Consider the following 17340-nt stretch of genomic DNA (forward strand, 5'->3'; position numbering starts at 1 on the left):
AATACATCCACTACTACAACCATGATCGAATCAAACAAAAACTAAAGGGATTGAGCCCGGTGCAATACCGAACTCAATCCCTCGTGCTAACCTAACTAAACTGTCCAACTACTGGGGGTCAGTTCACATGAGCGGCTTTTTATTGTTGAATTGGAGAATTCAAGCAGCCTTCCATTCCCCGCTCTTGCCGCCACTTTTCTCAAGTAGTTTGACATCACCCATGACCATCCCTCGGTCTACTGCTTTGCACATATCGTAGATTGTGAGAAGGGCGACTTGGACTGCAGTGAGCGCTTCCATTTCTACGCCGGTTGGCCCGGTGGTTTCTGTTCTGACTTGGCAGCTGATGCTGTTTTCACTTGGATTGGTTTGGAACTCCAGGCTAACGTGAGTTAGCGCAAGCGGATGGCATAAAGGAATGAGGTCTGATGTTCTCTTGGATGCCTGAATACCTGCAATTCTGGCGATTCCTAAAACATCACCCTTTTTGTGGGTGCCAGCCTCTACCATCTTGAAGGTTTCGGGAAACATGGTGATCTTGCCGGTGGCAATGGCTATGCGGTGGGTATTCGGTTTATCGCCAACGTTTACCATGTGGGCTTGCCCGCTGGCATCAAAATGAGTTAGTTTGTTCATGGGATAAGTTTTACCATATAGAGATGCAAGACATGAAGTCAGTTCCAAAAACCTCTTTTTTGTACCGCGCTTTGGCTATTCAGCTGATGCTGGGATTGGCTTGCTCTGGGTTCCCTGCATATGCAGCTACCCCTGCTGGTGATGTATCAGTAGAGGGTAATTCAGCCGCTATTCAGAATATCGGTAGGGCAATGCAATCACCAGACGCTCGCCCTACTAATGCGCTGACGCGTAGCACGATTCAAAGTCAGCCCACTATTGTTTTGCCAGATATGGGTGATCCAGGTGGCGATGCCTTAAGTCGAGTGGACGAGCGTAAGTATGGCGAGATGATCATGCGCCAGATTCGTCCAGATCCCGATTATTCAAATGATTTGCCGCTCTACGATTTTTTAAATCAGATGGAGCATCGCTTATTACAAGCCGCTAAAAAGTTACAACTTGGTGGCGCTAATGAGCAGGGAAGTGGCGCCTATAACTTTGAGGTATTTGCTGTTAAAGACAGCAGCATAAATGCGTTTGCATTACCTGGTGGATTTATTGGATTTCATACGGGTTTGATTGTGAGTGCCGAATCGGATTCTGAAGTCGCCTCTGTAATGGGTCATGAAACTGGCCACGTTTTGCAGCGCCATTTGGCACGTCAGATGGATAAGCAAACAACCAATACCATGATTGCCATTGCCGGTATGGTGCTCGGTGCATTGGCAATGTCTCGCAACCCGCAGGCCGGAGCTGGCTTGATGCAAGGTGGGCAAGCAGTGGCAGTGAATAATCAACTCTCTTATTCGAGAGACGCCGAGCGCGAGGCTGATCGTGTTGGCTTTCAGATATTAGATGCCAGTGGATATGATGTCAATGGCGCGCCAGGATTTTTTCAACGCTTACAAAAAGCCACCGGCATTATGGATAAGGGCGTCCCCGCTTACGTCCGTACCCATCCCCTAACAACCGACCGTATTGCGGATATGCAAGATAGGGCGCGCACAGTTGCAACGCGTAATGTGCCTACGTCGGTCGAGTTCTATTTCATTAAGGCTCGTGCGCGCATGGAGCAGGCTGGAACATCTAGTGGAATGTACGACTTAAAAAATACCTTTGAGAGTTTGAGTAAACAGCAGCCGATTGGTAAGCAGTTAGAGGGTTTTTATGGACTAGCCTTGATAGCGCAGCGCCAAGGAAAAATAGACCAAGCAGAGGCTGATTTGCAGCAAGCCCGCAATCTAGCTCAGAAGGCAAGTGCACCAGGATCACCTATTCAAAGACAGAGTCTATCTCTGGATATCACTGCCTCTGAGCTTGCCCTGGCAAAAGGCAAAGGGGAGGAGGCATTGCAAATAGCCCAAGCGACTTTGCGTGCTTACCCCCAGTCATACGCTGCTGGTGCCGCCATGATTAATGCGGATTTAAAACTCGGCCGCACCAATGATGCGATTACTTGGTTAAAGGCGCGCACGAGAGCTCAGCCTAACGAAGTAGTGTGGTGGAATCTACTATCTCAATCCTATGATCAAGCCGGCAATATTCCCATGCGTCATTACGCGCTCGGAGAAAAATACGCTCTTGAGGGCGCTTGGCCTTCGGCAATTGAACAACTCCGTATTGCTAGATCAGCAGGTGGCGCCGATTTTTATCAAGGCTCGAGCATTGATGCCCGTTTACGAGAAATGCAGCGCCAGTATCAAGATGAGCTCAAGGAGCAAGGCAAGCAGATGCCTGGCTAAGGCCGTGGCTGCGCTATATAGTTAAAGCGAGAGGCGAGTTCATCAGAATGAATGGGGTCTAGAGGCAGTTGTTTTCCTTGCCAATTCCAAGAGCCGCCAAAGCTACAAGCCTCTTCGCGTAACTTAGCTAGCTCAGAAAAATGCTCTAAATCATGGTCATGCAATAAGGCGACCGTTTGGCTATCTCTTCTAATAAATTGATTGTTATTGCTAATGCTTTTATTGTTGCCATAAATCGTTTGATCTACTGTGCCAACAATATAAATATTGCCTTTTTCATCGCTTAGTGCAGCAGCAGGCTCCATGGTTTGATGGCATTGATTTATCAGATGCTGACCGGTTTCACTTGGGATGATTCGAGCTATCCAAGGGGTTGCATCTAGGGTAATAAAAACGCGTTGCGGGCCATTCTGGAAGAAGTATCTGCCAATCTCATCGCAAGCATAGTTTCGAATAATGAATTCATTGAGGCTAGCATGTTGAATCACTTGCCCAGGAAGATAATTTTGTTGCGTGAACTCATCCCGCATGCGCCATTGACCGCGGCGATCTAAAGCAAGCCAACCATAGCAATCAGGTACATTAGGCCACTTTATGAGTGACCGAAGCACTTGATCATCCATGATGTTTAATGCAAACCGTGTGGTGTAGACGGCGCGTCAAAGGTATCTTCTGTGGAGTGACTGGCATGTAAATGCGCGATACGCCAGCCTTGACTGTCTTGTAAAAGCACGAGAGTGATATTCAGAAAAAATTCTGCTTCCACTTGATCAGCTCTCAGATGAACTGCTTCAGTAGTGTCGTATACCGCAGCACCTAAAACGGAATGGCTAATACAGGCAATAGGCTCTAAGAATAAAGGTTGCTTGGCTAATAGTCTCTCTAGGCCTTCACGAATTTCTGCATGACCTGTTAGGCGATGACCTTCCGGTAGAACGCAGGTAATGGAGTCATCATCCAACCAAATATCCAAAGCACCTTGAATATCACGATGACGTAAGGCATCTCGCCATGCCTCAACAACATCATCCGCACTATGAAAGAGTCTGGCAAGTTTGGTCATGGCTTACTGTTCCTGAGTTATTGCTGCGATGTATTGAGTGTAGCGAATACTTGTTCCGGCAAGATGTCGTTTAGACACTTTAAGTGACCCAGTGGACATTCTCTTTTATGGCAGGGACTACAAGGGAGGTTTAACCAAATTACCTTAGCTTTGTCTGACAAGGGTGGGGTATGGGCTGGGTCGCTTGATCCAAAAATGGCAACTTGAGGGGTTCTGAGGGCTGCCGCAATATGCATTAAGCCGGAGTCATTACTGATAATCGCCTTACTCATGCAAATCAGGGCAATCGCCTCATCAAGCGAAGTATCCCCGCACCAGTTATGAATGTGACTATCTTGCTTTGTCTCGTACTGAATTTCTTGGGCAAGTGCGTGGTCACCTTTGCTACCCAAAAGAATGATTTGACTACGAGGATTGCTTGCAATGAGTTTTTGCGCCAATTGTGCAAAGTGACTTGTGGGCCAGCGTTTAGTTGGGCCGTATTCAGCGCCTGGGCACATCAAGTAGAGGTTAGTTGGATCAACTTTGGCATTGAGTAATTTGGTCTGTACCGATTGATCGGCGGTAGCGGATACATTTAACTTGGGTACAAAATTGCTGACTGTTGATGCAATCTGCCCTTCATTGAGAAGTTGGCTTAATGCAAGATAGTGCTCCACCATAGGTGGGCGATTTACCTTACTTGGGTTATCTAGTGATAAATTAATTAAGCCAAAGCGTAATTCACCGCGATAGCCAACCCGAAAAGGAATATTAGCAAGCCAGGGGATGAGTGCTGACTTAAGGCTATTAGGTAAAACAAAGCAGGCTTGATATTTTTTTGTCGCCAACTCTTTTGCTAGTTGTTTGCGTAAGTTCCACTGTAGCTGTTTGTGTTCAAACTTAGCTTCGATAACTTCATGTACTTCAGAGCAGGCACGATAAATTGGAGCAACCCAAGTGCTGGCTAGTACATCAATGTTGGCTTCTGGATATTGTTCTTTGAGGGATGCCAATAATGGCTGAGTCATCACAGCATCCCCAATCCAGTTTGGGGCAATGATCAGAATACCGTGCATGTGATGTATCCCGACTCAGCACCTCAAGAAGAGGTGCTGATAAGGCTTAGTGACCGTGCGGCTCAGTGCCGGGGATGAGCTTGTACTCAGTGCCACAGTATGGGCACTTGGCTTCACCGGTCTCAGTGATATCTAGAAAAACGCGTGGATGTGAGTTCCATGCTGGGGTTTTATTGGTGGGGCAATGTAAAGGTAAATCTTTGCCATCCACCATAACCACTTGAGCTTGAGTCATGTGCTGTTTCCTAATTGCTGAAATTATTTAACGTAAGTGAGCCAAGATTTGTATTGGTCATTTCTGCCGTACACCGCATCGAAATACGTCTTCTGAATTTTCTCAGTGATAGGACCACGCTTGCCATCACCAATGGTGCGGTCGTCTAATTCGCGAATAGGAGTTACTTCAGCAGCAGTACCAGTGAAGAAAGCCTCATCAGCAGAATAGACTTCGTCGCGAGTCAGACGTTTTTCACGAATTTCATAGCCAAGATCTTTGGCGATCTGGATAACGGAGTCACGTGTGATGCCATCTAAGCATGAGGCTAAATCTGGTGTGTAAACAACTCCGTTGCGAACCATAAAGAGGTTTTCACCGGAGCCTTCAGATACGTAACCTTCGGTATCAAGCAATAAAGCCTCGTCATATCCATTGGCTGTCACCTCTTGGTTGGCCAAAATGGAGTTGATGTAGTAGCCCGATGCCTTGGCACGAACTAGTGAAGAATTGACGAAATGACGTGTAAATGAGGAGGTTTTAACCCGAATACCCTTATTTAGGCCATCTTCACCCAAATAGGCACCCCATTCCCAAGCGGCGATTGAGGTGTGGATGCTGTTGCCTTTAGGGGAGATTCCCAGTTTTTGGGAGCCGATAAAGATAATTGGGCGGATATAGCAGGCTTCGAGCTTATTGCTGTTGACCACGTCAATAATGCCTTTGGTGATCTCTTCTGGGCTATAAGGCATGTTCATTTGGAAGATCTTAGTGCCGTTAAAAAGGCGCTTTACATGCTCTGGGAGGCGGAAAATCGCAGTTCCCTGGGGGGTTTTATAGGCTCGAATACCCTCAAATACGCCCATTCCATAGTGCAGGCTATGGGTTAACACGTGAATATTGGCCTCGCGCCAAGGAATTAGCTTCCCATCAGTCCAAATAAAGCCATCGCGGTCGGACATCGACATTTTCTTTACCTTTTGTGTCTATTAAGTATCTGTAAAAGCGGTTTAAGCAGAGCACTAGGCTGGCAGTTTTTGGTCTTCCGGCCCAGAATGCATTTAAGTCCTTATTGTAGAGCAGGCAGGGGAGTCTGTCGGCTTGGATCCTCGGGTGTGGATGGGCCACAGCCTTTAGAATGGAACATTCCCCATAAACCACTTATTTACCAAAACTCATGCCGGAATCCTTATTTAAAGTTAAGCGTTTAAGTGAATTAGCCCAATCAGGTCAATTAAAGGGTAAGCGGGTATTTATCCGTGCCGATTTGAACGTTCCGCAAGATGAGGCAGGCAACATTACAGAAGACACGCGTATTCGGGCATCGATGCCTGCTGTGCAGATGTGTTTGGATGCTGGAGCGGCAGTGATGGTGACTTCGCATTTAGGTCGTCCAACCGAAGGAGAATTTAAACCCGAAGATAGTTTGGCGCCTGTGGCCGATCGTATTGCCGCTTTGCTGAATCGCAAAGTTCCATTAATTAGTGATTGGGTAAATGGTGGCTTTGAAGTCAATCCAGGCGAGGTAGTCCTACTGGAAAACTGCCGATTGAATGTCGGTGAGAAAAAAAATAGTGACGAGCTGGCCAAAAAAATTGCTGCATTGTGTGATGTGTATGTCAACGATGCATTTGGTACTGCACATCGTGCTGAGGCTACTACCTACGGTGTAGCAAAGTTTGCGCCAGTAGCGTGTGCCGGCCCTTTGATGGCTGCCGAATTAGATGCGCTGAGTCGCGCATTAGCCAGCCCAAAACGTCCTCTAGTTGCCATTGTTGCTGGGTCTAAAGTTTCATCCAAGCTTACTATTTTGAAGGCCTTGTCTGAGAAAGTGGATGAGCTCATCGTTGGTGGCGGCATTGCGAACACCTTCATGCTGGCCAAAGGTTTGCCTATTGGTAAATCCCTCGCTGAGCCTGATTTAGTTGATGAAGCGAGAGAGATTATGGAGATCATGGAAAAGCGTGGCGCTCATGTGCCGATTCCGGAGGATGTTGTGGTTGCAAATGAATTGTCTCCGTTAGCCCGTGCAAACCGCGTACCTGCGGATCAGGTTGCAGAAGATGACATGATCTTGGACATTGGCCCAAAGACAGCTGCACGTTTATCCATCATGCTCGCTCATGCTGGCACGATTGTTTGGAATGGCCCATTGGGTGTATTTGAAATTGATCAATTTGGCGGTGGCACCAAGATGTTAGCTGCTGCGATTGCGCACTCACCTGCATTTTCGATTGCTGGTGGCGGCGATACTTTGGCGGCAATTGCGAAGTACGGTATCGAGAATCAAGTGGATTACATCTCTACTGGTGGCGGCGCCTTCTTAGAATTCTTGGAAGGTAAAACTTTGCCAGCCTTTGCAGTACTTGCCGAAAGAGCGAAAGACTAAATATGTTGAGAGCAACCAAGATTATTGCAACCTTAGGACCTGCTTCTGAGAGGCCTGAAGTGTTGCGTGACATGATTCGTGCGGGTGTAGATGTAGTGCGCATGAATTTCTCTCACGGTACCGTTGCTGACCATAAAGCTCGTCATGACTTGGTGCGAGCTATCTCCGCTGAAGTGGGCAAAGAGGTTGGCATCATGGCCGACTTACAGGGCCCCAAAATTCGTGTGGGTAAATTTGCGGATAGCAAAATCCTTCTGAAAGAAGGGGACAAATTTACTCTCGATGTTAATTGCGAGATGGGTAGCCAAGGGTGCGTTGGTCTTGACTACAAGGAGTTACCAGGCGATGTAAAGCCGGGCGACCGTCTTTTGTTAAATGATGGTTTAGTGGTGCTGACAGTTGAGAGCGTTAAGGGTGGTGAGATATTTACTCTCGTTGAGCAGGGTGGACCACTCTCCAATAACAAAGGTATTAATCGTGCTGGTGGTGGTTTGACTGCACCTGCGCTTACCGAAAAAGATATTGCTGACTTAGATGCCGCAATTTCAATGGGCGTAGATTTCTTAGCAATCAGCTTTCCTAAGGATGGCGCTGATATGGCCTATGCTCGTAAGTTGGCTGATGCCGCTAGCGCTAAGTATGGTGTTGGTAAAGTCAGAACCATTGCCAAGGTAGAGCGCGCTGAAGCGATTGAGCCTGAAGCCCTTAAAAGCATTATTGCTGAGAGTGACGGCATCATGGTTGCTCGTGGGGATCTCGCTATTGAAGTGGGTAATGCAGCAGTGCCTGCATTACAAAAGCGCATGATTGCTTGGGCGCGTGAGGCGGACAAATTTACGATTACCGCTACGCAAATGATGGAGTCGATGATTAATGCGCCAGTACCAACACGTGCTGAAGTTAGCGACGTTGCTAATGCAGTATTGGACGGCACTGATGCAGTCATGTTGTCTGCTGAGTCTGCTGCTGGCATGTATCCAGTGCAAACTATTAAAGCGATGGCAGAGATCTGTGTTGAAGCAGAAAAGTCAGATCGCGTGAAACTCGACACCGACTTCTTGGATCAGACCTTTACTCGCATCGATCAAACGATTGCCCTGGGAGCCCTGTTTACTGCCCATCATTTAAATGCCGATGCTATCGCAGCTTTAACTGACTCTGGTTCAACAGCCATTTGGATGAGTCGTCACAATATTCACGTCCCGATTTTTGCATTGACCTCCAAGATCGCCACACAGAGGGCGTTAAGCACTTATCGCAACGTCACTCCGATCGGTTTGGATTACACCAAGGATCGTGACACTGCTTTGCAAGAGGTCGAGGCCTGCTTGCAAAAATCGGGCGCAGTCAAAAAGGGCGATACCGTTGTGCTCACTTCAGGTGAGCCCATGGGTGAGCCCGGTGGTACCAATACGCTCAAAATTATTCATGTGAAGTAATTCACATTGAAAAAGATTCAAAACAGATTTATTTTTAACTTCATTACTATTTATTAAGAGAACATCATGGCTTTAGTATCTTTAAGACAACTCTTGGATCATGCTGCTGAAAACGGTTACGGCCTACCAGCATTTAACGTGAACAACTTAGAGCAAGTAACGGCGATTATGGAAGCAGCAAATGAAGCAGACTCCCCAGTCATCATGCAAGCTTCAGCAGGCGCACGTAAATATGCTGGTGAGGCGTTCTTGCGCCACCTGATTTCTGCTGCGGTTGAGGCGTACCCGCATATTCCGGTTGTGATGCATCAAGACCATGGCCAAAGCCCGGCAGTGTGTATGGCTGCGATTAAGAGTGGCTTTACCAGTGTGATGATGGATGGTTCCTTAGAGGCCGATGGTAAAAGTGTTGCTAGCTACGAGTACAACGTAGACGTATCCAAAGAAGTGGTGAAGTTCTCTCACTCTATTGGAGTTACGGTTGAGGCTGAATTAGGTGTATTGGGCTCGCTAGAGACTATGCAAGGTGACAAAGAAGACGGTCATGGCGCTGACGGCAAGATGACTCGTGAGCAATTACTGACTGACGTTGAGCAGGCTGCTGATTTTGTGAAGGCCACTCAGTGCGATGCTTTAGCTATTGCGATTGGTACTAGCCATGGGGCATACAAGTTCACCAAAAAGCCAACAGGTGATATTTTGGCAATCGATCGCATTAAAGAAATTCATGCGCGTATTCCCAATACACATTTGGTAATGCATGGTTCTTCTAGTGTTCCGCAAGAGTTGCTCGCTGAGATCCGAGAATTTGGTGGTGATATGAAAGAGACCTATGGCGTACCTGTTGAAGAGATTCAAGAGGGCATCAAGAATGGAGTGCGCAAGATCAATATCGATACGGATATCCGCTTAGCAATGACTGGTGCAATTCGTCGTTATTTGATTGAAAATCCAAGCAAGTTTGACCCACGCGATTATTTGAAGCCAGCCCGTGAAGCCGCTAAGAAGGTCTGTATTGCGCGTTTCCAGGCTTTTGGTTCTGCTGGTCAAGCCTCCAAAATTAAACCAATTTCTTTGGAGAAGATGGCTGAGCTATATAAGAGCGGCAAATTAACCCAAATTGTGAAGTGATTTAAATATGCCTGCTTTGTACGCTACCTCTATTAAGTCATTACCTTTGTTGTCTAAAGGCAAAGTGCGCGATGTTTATGCATTAGATGACGACAAGTTGCTGATGATTACTACTGACCGTCTTTCTGCGTTTGATGTGGTGATGGGCGAGCCCATTCCAGAGAAGGGCGTAGTTCTCAATCATATGGCTAATTTTTGGTTCGATAAATTGGCTGCTGTGATTCCCAATCATTTAACTGGTATTGATCCAGCTACTGTAGTGGCAGTGGATGAGATTAGCCAAGTCAAAGGTCGTGCGGTAGTTGCTAAACGCTTAAAGCCAATTTTGGTTGAGGCAGTAGTTCGTGGTTATTTAGCTGGTAGTGGCTGGAAAGACTACAAAGAAACTGGCAAGGTCTGCGGTATTGCTTTGCCGGAAGGCATGGAGAATGCCCAGAAATTACCTGAGCCTATTTTTACTCCTGCAGCTAAAGCGGAGTTTGGTCAGCATGATGAAAATATCTCATTTGAAAAAGTCATCGAACTCATTGGTGAAAAGTTAGCCAATCAAATTCGTGAAGTCAGTATTCGTTTGTACAAAGAGGCTTCTGAGTACGCTGCTACTCGTGGAATCATCATTGCCGATACCAAGTTTGAATTTGGACTTGATGCCAATGGACAATTGGTATTGATGGATGAGATCCTGACGGCTGACTCTTCACGTTTTTGGCCTGCGGAGACCTACTATGTAGGTTCAAACCCACCTTCTTATGACAAGCAGTTTGTGCGCGATTGGCTTGAAACTGCTATGGTGAATGGTAAGTTATGGCCTAAAACCGCTCCTGCGCCGCAATTGCCAGCGGATGTGATTGAAAAGACTGCCCAGAAGTATCGTGAAGCGCTTACCCGTCTTACTGAGACTTCTTGAGTCAGGGATAATAGAGCCCTTAATGGTTATAAGGCATTTGGAGAGGTAAATGAGCAAGAAGCCAATCGTCGGAATAGTGATGGGATCCAATTCAGATTGGGACACCATGCAGCACGCTGCTCAAATGCTTGAGCTATTTGGTATTGCGCATGAGGCAAAAGTACTCTCCGCACATCGCATGCCAGATGATATGTTTCAGTATGCAGAAAAAGCCCAAGCTAATGGCTTGCAGGCAATCATTGCTGGAGCAGGTGGTGCGGCCCATTTACCAGGCATGCTCGCATCAAAAACGATTGTTCCTGTTTATGGCGTACCTGTTGCCAGTAAATATTTGCGTGGTGAAGATTCTCTCTTCTCTATTGTGCAGATGCCTAAAGGTATTCCGGTTGCTACTTTTGCGATTGGTGAAGCTGGTGCAGCGAATGCTGCCTTGCATGTGATTGCTGGTTTAGCTTTGCATGATGCTGATTTAGCAAAGCGCTTAGAAGATTTCCGTGCCAAGCAGTCTGATACCGCGCGTTCAATGAATTTGCCGGGATATTAATTACATGGCAGATCGTATGGAACCCATTTTGCCGGGTTCGTATTTAGGAATTTTAGGTGGCGGTCAATTGGGGCGGATGTTTACTCAGGCCGCTCAAGCAATGGGCTACAAGGTTTGCGTGCTCGACCCTGGTTCTGATAGTCCCGCAGGCTCCATTGCCGAAAAATTTATTCAAGCGCAATACACTGACAGCGCCGCTTTAAAAGAGATGGCTGCATTGTGTTCATCAGTGAGCACTGAATTTGAAAATGTTCCAGCACAAGCCTTGGATGAGTTGGAATCCTTGGGTGTATTTGTGGCGCCACGCAGTAGCTGTGTTTCTCTTGCCCAAAATCGCATTGCTGAGAAAAATTTCTTAGCCACTTGGAAGTCAGAAACCAATATTGGTCCGGCTCCTAACTTTGTGATTGAGCATGAGGCTGATATTGCCCATACTCCAAAGGAGCTCTTTCCCGGAATCTTAAAGACTGCGCGCATGGGCTATGACGGTAAAGGTCAGGCGACTGTGTATAGCGCAGAAGAGTTAACTACTGCATGGAATGCGTTCGGGCGCGTACCTTGCGTTTTAGAAAAGCGCATGGAATTGGATTTTGAAGTGTCGGCTTTGGTAGTGCGTGGTTATGATGATGCTGTGGTGGCTTATCCGGTAGCCCAAAACATCCATCGCGATGGTATTTTGCATACCTCGACTGTGCCAGCCCCTTCACTGAAGCCTGCTCAAGAAAAGAAAATCATTGATGCAGCAAAGGCGCTCATTCGGAAGATCGATTACGTTGGTGTTCTTTGTGTGGAATTCTTTGTACTGAAGAACGGCGACATCGTCGCTAATGAAATCGCGCCACGCCCACATAACTCAGGCCACTACACCATGGATGCTTGTGTGAGCAGCCAGTTTGAGCAGCAGGTGAGAGCCATGGCTAGGCTGCCATTGGGTGATACCCGTCAGTTAGCGCCCGTATCCATGTTGAACTTATTGGGCGATCTTTGGTTTGAAGGTAGTGAAGACCAACCAAAAGAGCCTGCTTGGAATAAAGTACTCGCTCACCCCGATGCAAAGCTGCATCTATATGGCAAGTCTGCGCCACGCATTGGTAGAAAAATGGGTCACATTAACTGCTTAGGTGAAGCCCTCAATGAAGCTCGCCAAAATTGCGCAGCTGTTGCTACTGAATTAGGGATCGAGCCCTAGAAATGTCCGCAGACAGTAACCACTTGCAATCTACTGTAGTGATTAATGAGGCAGTACAAAGCTTGCGTGACGGTGGGTTGGTTGCCTTTCCTACTGAGACTGTTTATGGCTTGGGCGCGGATGCTAAAAATCCTGAAGCGATTAAGAAAATCTTTACCGCTAAGGGTCGTCCATCAAATCACCCTTTAATTGTTCACGTAGCTGCGCCAGATAAATTTGATCAAACTCAAGTTGACTGGGTTGCGCTCTTGGCGCCGTGGGTAAGAGATTTATCCGAGGAATCTTTAAAGCTCATTAATGTTTTTTGGCCGGGACCATTAACCTTGGTCTTCAAGAAAGATAAAAGTGTTTTAAATGAGCTGACTGGCGGCCAAGATACGGTAGCGATTCGGGCTCCTTCTCATCCTGTTGCTCAAGAGTTATTACGTAAATTTAAAGGCGGAGTTGTTGCGCCATCAGCCAACCGCTTTGGTAAGGTGTCTCCTACGAGTGCTGCAGACGTCCGTAATGAGTTCGAGGGTATGTTGGATTTAATGGTCCTAGATGGTGGCGATTGTGAAGTCGGGATCGAGTCAACCATTATTGATTTGTCATCTGGCGATAAGGCTGTTCTACTCAGACCCGGCGCGATCACTCCAAGTGAAATCTTTGCTAAGACAGGTGTGAAGGTTTATCAGCCTGGAGAAGTAAAAGGGAATGAAGCGGCCAATGAAGCGGCGGCAGATGTACCAAGGGTATCTGGAAGTCTCAAAGCCCATTACGCACCAACTACCCCTTTGCGCCTATATGCACCAGGTCGTGTCTTGGATGCCTTGAGTGAATATCCGGATATTAAATCGCGCGTCGCTGTAGCGGTATGGGATTCTGAGTCTTCTTTGGTTTTAGAGGACCATCCTTCAACAGATGTTGAAGAGGTGATTGTGTCTAGCGATCCAACCGCATTTGCTAGCAAGCTATATCGCACCTTGCGTGATTTAGATCAGCAAGGCTGGGATTTGATTTTGTTCCCTGAGCCGCCAGCGGGCGAGGAGTGGGATGGTGTTAGAGATCGTCTTCAGCGCGCATGCTTTGGTTCTGGCCCATCTTCAAGCAGCCACGACAGCAACTGATCGTGCGCCTCTAGACCCCTCCAGGCATTGGGGTGGTTGATGAATGAAGTCACTGCATACATCTTTCCGGATTTACTCATTACATAGCCTGAGATCGCTCGCACATCTGCAAGAGAGCCCGTTTTAATTCTGGCTTCTGGTTTTTTCTTGAGATGTAAAAACTTGCGCAGTTGAACCATCAGTCGATTGCGCATCGTGCCATCAGTGCCAGCAATTGGTAAACTGCTATAAAAAATATCACCTACCGGTAAATTGCGAGCAGTGAGCAAGAGCTGATTCATCTGACTTGCAGAGATTGCTTCATTGCGAGATAAGCCAGAACCATTCTCGATCACCAGGCCCTCAAAGTCCAAACCATTTTGTTTGAGCCAGCTCTGAATGACTAACTCACCATTGGCAGTGGTTGCAGGTTTGCCCATCTTATCTAGAGCCATAGTCAAAAGAACTTGGCGAGCCATGACGTTATTGGAGTACTTGTTGATGTCTACAACATCATCGGCAAGTTTGCTGCCTTCAAATTGCAATAGAAGTCGAGCGGCTAAAGGAACTGAGCCATCTTTGCCGATAGGAGCTTGTGCCCAGCTGCCACCAGCTAATTCCCAGGCAGCAGCAAATCCTTGCGTTAGAAAGGTGTTGGCATCAAGCGCAACAACGTTAAAGTTCACTCCCTTACAGGAGCTTGGGAACGCCCCAGAGAACTGTGCAGTTAAAGGCTGATCAGTATTGGTGACACCTTCCGGATCTAAATTAAAGCGGATATTGCTTTTCCAGTTATCGCATGAGCGATCAACCAACTGCATTTGGTTAGATACCTTTAGCTGGGAGAGGGGAGGGGTGTAACTAATGTCAATAAAATCCGCGGTGCGTGACTTACCTAGTTGAAACGACAGGGTTCTAAATGCATAGAGCAGAGGATCTGGCGGAACGTTGTATGCACGTAGAGCTTCGCCATCAATAGTGTTGTGCTCCATGACACTAGCTGCATAAGCACTACGATCAAAGAATAGATTGCCATCAATCTTCTGAATACCAAGACCCTGAAGGTCTTTCATCATCTTGGCTAGCTCTTCCGGAACGAGTTTTGGATCACCCGTACCTTGTAAATAGAGATTGCCTTTCAATACCCCCTGACGAATCACTCCATCTGTATAGACATTAGTGCGCCAACGATATTGCGGACCCAGGACATCTAAACCAGAAAGCGTTGTTAATAACTTCATCGTTGAAGCGGGGTTCATTGGATCGCCACCGCGCCAATCTAAAACTTTCTTAGCTACATTCTTTCCGGGGCGAGCAGGCTCGATCTCGACAACTGAAATGCTTACGGCATCAAGAGGTATTTGATTGCGCTCGAGGCTACTCGCTACGGATGGTGGAATTACTGGGGATGCAGTCTCGCCGGCAAAGGCTAAAGAACTAGCCGTCCAAAGGAGGATTGCGATAAAAGCGGATGGGCGAAGAAGAGAAAAACGCATCCCCCATAGGATAAACCCACCGCATCAAAGATTAAAGCTTTGCATATTGAGATTGATACCTAGTAATAATTAGATTTTGGTCCTCCAGTAATTGAATGAAGGTGGTAATTCGAGTATCTAAATTCTTCTCTTGCTCTAGGGCTTCGCATGCTCTAGTAAAGTATTCGGCATTGAGGAGCTGTGCCCCTCCTTTGACTTTATGAATCATACTTCTGAAGGCGTCTTCATCTACGGCTTCATTTCTCAGTGAAAGAAGGGTCTCATCATGCACCTTTTTAATTTCTTCCAGAATGACCAGAATGTACTCTGGGCTATTTCTGAGGAGATTTCCGAAGGCGTCAAATGAATACTCCTCCAGACCTCTGGTTTGAGTTGGAGGTCCAGTTAATTCTTCGACTTGGAAATAGCGAGTAAGCTCATTCTCTAAAGTCATGAGGCTTAATGGTTTGATCAGAACACCATTCATGCCAGCCTCCAAGAATTGATGACGCGAATCTAGTGCATAGATATCTGCCGTAATGCCGATGATGATGAGATCTTGATTGCCTGTATTGCGTATGTGCTTGGCAAGCTCTGAACCCTGCATGCCTGGAATAGACTGATCGGTTAGCAGAAGATCAAAATACTTTTGACTGATGAGATCCAGGGCTGTGGTGGCGTTATCGCAAACTGATACTTCAATACCCAGCGCCTGAAGTTGAAGAAAGATAATTTGGCGGCTTGCGGCATGATCTTCAACAACTAATGCTTGTAATGGACGCTCATTATTTTGAGCACACTTGGAGACAAGCTTTCTGGATATATTGCAATGTTCAGGTCTAGAGGCTCTGGTTGCAGCAATGCTGGTACGTGGGAATGCAACGCAAAAATGAATATTGCTACCAAAGCCAGGCGCGCTCTCAAAGTAGAGTTGGCTGTTCATGGAGGTAACTAAGTGATTGGTAATGGTTAGGCCAAGCCCAGTGCCATTCACTTGTTCGTTATTACCCGGAATTTGCTCAAAAGCTTGCAGTGCTAGGGTAATTTCTTCTGTACACATGCCAACACCGGTATCAATGACTCTGAATTCAATCAGTTGCCCCGCATGATCATCTGCAAGCACGCTGATAGAGAAGTAGATTTCGCCATGATCGGTGAACTTAATGGCGTTACTAATCAGGTTCTGCAGTATTTGGCGTAGACGTAAAGAATCTAACAACAAGACTTCTGCAATGCGTGGATCTTTTGAGGTATGTAGCTTGAGACTCTGTCTATGGGCCACGGTCGAGAATGCCGAACCGATGTCATCAATCAAAGCATTGAGATTGCAGGGCTCAATATTGAGCGTAAGCTTGCCTGCCTCTATCTTTGATAGATCCAAAACCTGGTTTAGGATTCCTAGAAGAGATTCTGCTGAAGAGTGCGCGCTCTTGAGTAAAGTTTTTTCATTTGTAGGTAGGGGGCTGCTAAGCAATAACTCCTGCACCCCTAAAATGGCATTCATGGGCGTGCGAATTTCATGGCTCATGGTGGCAAGGAAGGCAGACTTTGCGGCGTTTGCATTTTCTGCCTGCTCTTTCGATGAAATGAGTTCTTGAGCCTCTTCCTTTTGAAGTGATTGTTTCTGATGCATGCGCCAAAGCAAGGTAGAGCCTATCACTAGGATTGCCAAAGTGGAGAGCCAAGGTAAATGGTTGGGTGCAGATGGGTGGACTCTTTCAAAAGTAGATGCGTTGATGTTAAAAAGACCTCGTGATGCGATTGGATCTAGATTATTGAGAAAATGCTCAAGCACTCCATGCAAAGCTTCATCTTGATTGGAGATAAGCCAACGGTATTTGAAGGGCTCTCTTCTGTAAAGCCCATCAATTTGTAACTTATCTACGTTAAATTTCTGAATCAGTTGTTGCGCAAGACGAAGCGGTATGACAAGCGCCTCAATATCATTTTTGAGAAGATCAAATACTAATTTTTCTGCATGACCGGATACGCTAGCTTGGGGGTGATTGGGTATTGGCGGGTTTTCAAAGCCACGGTCAAAGTAGGCAATATTAATTGGCTCAATAGGCGTATCGTTTTTTGACCGTTTAGTCAGAATAGCGTCATGCCCCCAAAAGATTGCTTCTGATAAGGACCCAAACATCAGATACTCATTATCTATAGCGGGCGGATCAATGATGAAATCTACCTCTCCATTGGCTAGTTGCTCAAGCCCCTCCTGATCACTCTTTCGCCACGTCGGTAAAAACTCCTGTTGGGTAAATTCGCTGAGCTTTTTTAGAAGGCTATGAAAAACTCCAGACTCACCCTTTCCATTCACATCTAAGTAAGGCGCATATTTTTCATGAATACTAAAACGTACTATGGGATGAGCATCGATCCATCTTTGCTCTGCTGAATTCAGTAAGTTCGCATAGGTATTGTTTAATATCCCATTTAATAGGATAAAAAGGGCAATACGGGTGATGGACCGACGCATGCTC

17 protein-coding genes are annotated in these 17340 nt (G+C 46.6%); 9 read left to right on the forward strand and 8 right to left on the reverse strand.

Going from position 1 to position 17340, the window contains the following annotated elements:
* Nucleotides 1-95 (forward strand): IS3 family transposase (locus ICE90_RS08550; protein WP_216176193.1); only part of this gene is annotated, 95 nt, incomplete at its 5' end.
* A gap of 64 nt (nucleotides 96-159) precedes the next feature.
* Here the strand turns inward: ICE90_RS08550 and moaC are convergent.
* Nucleotides 160-636: a cyclic pyranopterin monophosphate synthase MoaC gene (gene moaC / locus ICE90_RS08555; protein ID WP_215321003.1), complete on the reverse strand. Its 477-nt coding sequence runs from the start codon at nucleotides 634-636 to the stop codon at nucleotides 160-162.
* Nucleotides 637-668: 32 nt separating this feature from the next.
* On the opposite strand from moaC, the gene ICE90_RS08560 reads away from it, so the two are divergent.
* Entirely contained in the window at nucleotides 669-2360 is a 1692-nt protein-coding gene (locus ICE90_RS08560) for a M48 family metalloprotease (RefSeq protein ID WP_255533345.1), read from the forward strand.
* Here ICE90_RS08560 and ICE90_RS08565 read toward each other — a convergent pair.
* From ICE90_RS08565 to ICE90_RS08585, 5 genes are read right to left on the reverse strand one after another with little or no spacing between them, the layout of a single operon-like run.
* A complete protein-coding gene (locus tag ICE90_RS08565; RefSeq protein ID WP_370624661.1) occupies nucleotides 2357-2971 on the reverse strand; it encodes a DUF2946 family protein in 615 nt (204 codons plus the stop codon). The two genes, ICE90_RS08560 and ICE90_RS08565, sit on opposite strands and share 4 nt — an antisense overlap.
* 17 nt (nucleotides 2972-2988) lie before the next feature.
* On the reverse strand, nucleotides 2989-3423 hold the full coding sequence (locus ICE90_RS08570; protein WP_216155191.1) for a nuclear transport factor 2 family protein: 435 nt from the start codon (nucleotides 3421-3423) through the stop codon (nucleotides 2989-2991).
* A gap of 17 nt (nucleotides 3424-3440) precedes the next feature.
* The gene (gene waaF / locus ICE90_RS08575) at nucleotides 3441-4481 is read right to left on the reverse strand and encodes a lipopolysaccharide heptosyltransferase II (RefSeq protein ID WP_216192025.1); all 1041 of its coding nucleotides are present in this window, start codon (nucleotides 4479-4481) and stop codon (nucleotides 3441-3443) included.
* Nucleotides 4482-4527: 46 nt separating this feature from the next.
* The gene (locus tag ICE90_RS08580; protein ID WP_072582777.1) at nucleotides 4528-4716 is read right to left on the reverse strand and encodes a zinc-finger domain-containing protein; all 189 of its coding nucleotides are present in this window, start codon (nucleotides 4714-4716) and stop codon (nucleotides 4528-4530) included.
* 23 nt (nucleotides 4717-4739) lie between these two features.
* Nucleotides 4740-5663 (reverse strand): branched-chain amino acid transaminase, encoded by a 924-nt coding sequence (locus ICE90_RS08585; RefSeq protein WP_215320994.1) that lies wholly within the window; start codon nucleotides 5661-5663, stop codon nucleotides 4740-4742.
* A 209-nt stretch (nucleotides 5664-5872) separates the two neighbouring features.
* Here ICE90_RS08585 and ICE90_RS08590 point away from each other — a divergent pair, with 209 nt between their 5' ends.
* The 7 genes from ICE90_RS08590 to ICE90_RS08620 all read left to right on the forward strand — a co-directional run bounded on the left by ICE90_RS08590 (nucleotide 5873) and on the right by ICE90_RS08620 (nucleotide 13403).
* Nucleotides 5873-7084 carry a phosphoglycerate kinase gene (locus ICE90_RS08590; protein ID WP_215320992.1) on the forward strand — a complete coding sequence of 404 codons (1212 nt, stop codon included), beginning with the start codon at nucleotides 5873-5875 and terminating at the stop codon, nucleotides 7082-7084.
* A gap of 2 nt (nucleotides 7085-7086) precedes the next feature.
* Nucleotides 7087-8523 (forward strand): pyruvate kinase, encoded by a 1437-nt coding sequence (pyk, locus tag ICE90_RS08595; RefSeq protein ID WP_215320990.1) that lies wholly within the window; start codon nucleotides 7087-7089, stop codon nucleotides 8521-8523.
* Nucleotides 8524-8589: 66 nt separating this feature from the next.
* A complete protein-coding gene (gene fba, locus ICE90_RS08600; RefSeq protein WP_215320989.1) occupies nucleotides 8590-9654 on the forward strand; it encodes a class II fructose-bisphosphate aldolase in 1065 nt (354 codons plus the stop codon).
* 7 nt (nucleotides 9655-9661) lie between these two features.
* Nucleotides 9662-10561 (forward strand): phosphoribosylaminoimidazolesuccinocarboxamide synthase, encoded by a 900-nt coding sequence (locus tag ICE90_RS08605; protein WP_216192027.1) that lies wholly within the window; start codon nucleotides 9662-9664, stop codon nucleotides 10559-10561.
* A 49-nt stretch (nucleotides 10562-10610) separates the two neighbouring features.
* On the forward strand, nucleotides 10611-11105 hold the full coding sequence (purE, locus tag ICE90_RS08610) for a 5-(carboxyamino)imidazole ribonucleotide mutase (protein WP_215320985.1): 495 nt from the start codon (nucleotides 10611-10613) through the stop codon (nucleotides 11103-11105).
* A 4-nt stretch (nucleotides 11106-11109) separates the two neighbouring features.
* Complete coding sequence (locus ICE90_RS08615) at nucleotides 11110-12294, forward strand: 5-(carboxyamino)imidazole ribonucleotide synthase (RefSeq protein ID WP_215320983.1); 1185 nt, start codon at nucleotides 11110-11112, stop codon at nucleotides 12292-12294.
* Nucleotides 12295-12296: 2 nt separating this feature from the next.
* Entirely contained in the window at nucleotides 12297-13403 is a 1107-nt protein-coding gene (locus ICE90_RS08620) for an L-threonylcarbamoyladenylate synthase (RefSeq protein ID WP_216155178.1), read from the forward strand.
* On the opposite strand, the gene dacB is transcribed toward ICE90_RS08620, so the two are convergent.
* Both dacB and ICE90_RS08630 read right to left on the reverse strand, forming a co-directional pair.
* The gene (gene dacB, locus ICE90_RS08625; RefSeq protein ID WP_215320979.1) at nucleotides 13349-14878 is read right to left on the reverse strand and encodes a D-alanyl-D-alanine carboxypeptidase/D-alanyl-D-alanine-endopeptidase; all 1530 of its coding nucleotides are present in this window, start codon (nucleotides 14876-14878) and stop codon (nucleotides 13349-13351) included. The two genes, ICE90_RS08620 and dacB, sit on opposite strands and share 55 nt — an antisense overlap.
* Before the next feature lie 31 nt (nucleotides 14879-14909).
* On the reverse strand, nucleotides 14910-17336 hold the full coding sequence (locus tag ICE90_RS08630; RefSeq protein ID WP_215320977.1) for an ATP-binding protein: 2427 nt from the start codon (nucleotides 17334-17336) through the stop codon (nucleotides 14910-14912).
* Between the last annotated feature and the right edge of the window lie 4 nt (nucleotides 17337-17340).

The organism is Polynucleobacter sp. AP-RePozz3-80-G7, from assembly GCF_018882145.1.
In the GTDB taxonomy this organism is placed as follows: domain Bacteria; phylum Pseudomonadota; class Gammaproteobacteria; order Burkholderiales; family Burkholderiaceae; genus Polynucleobacter.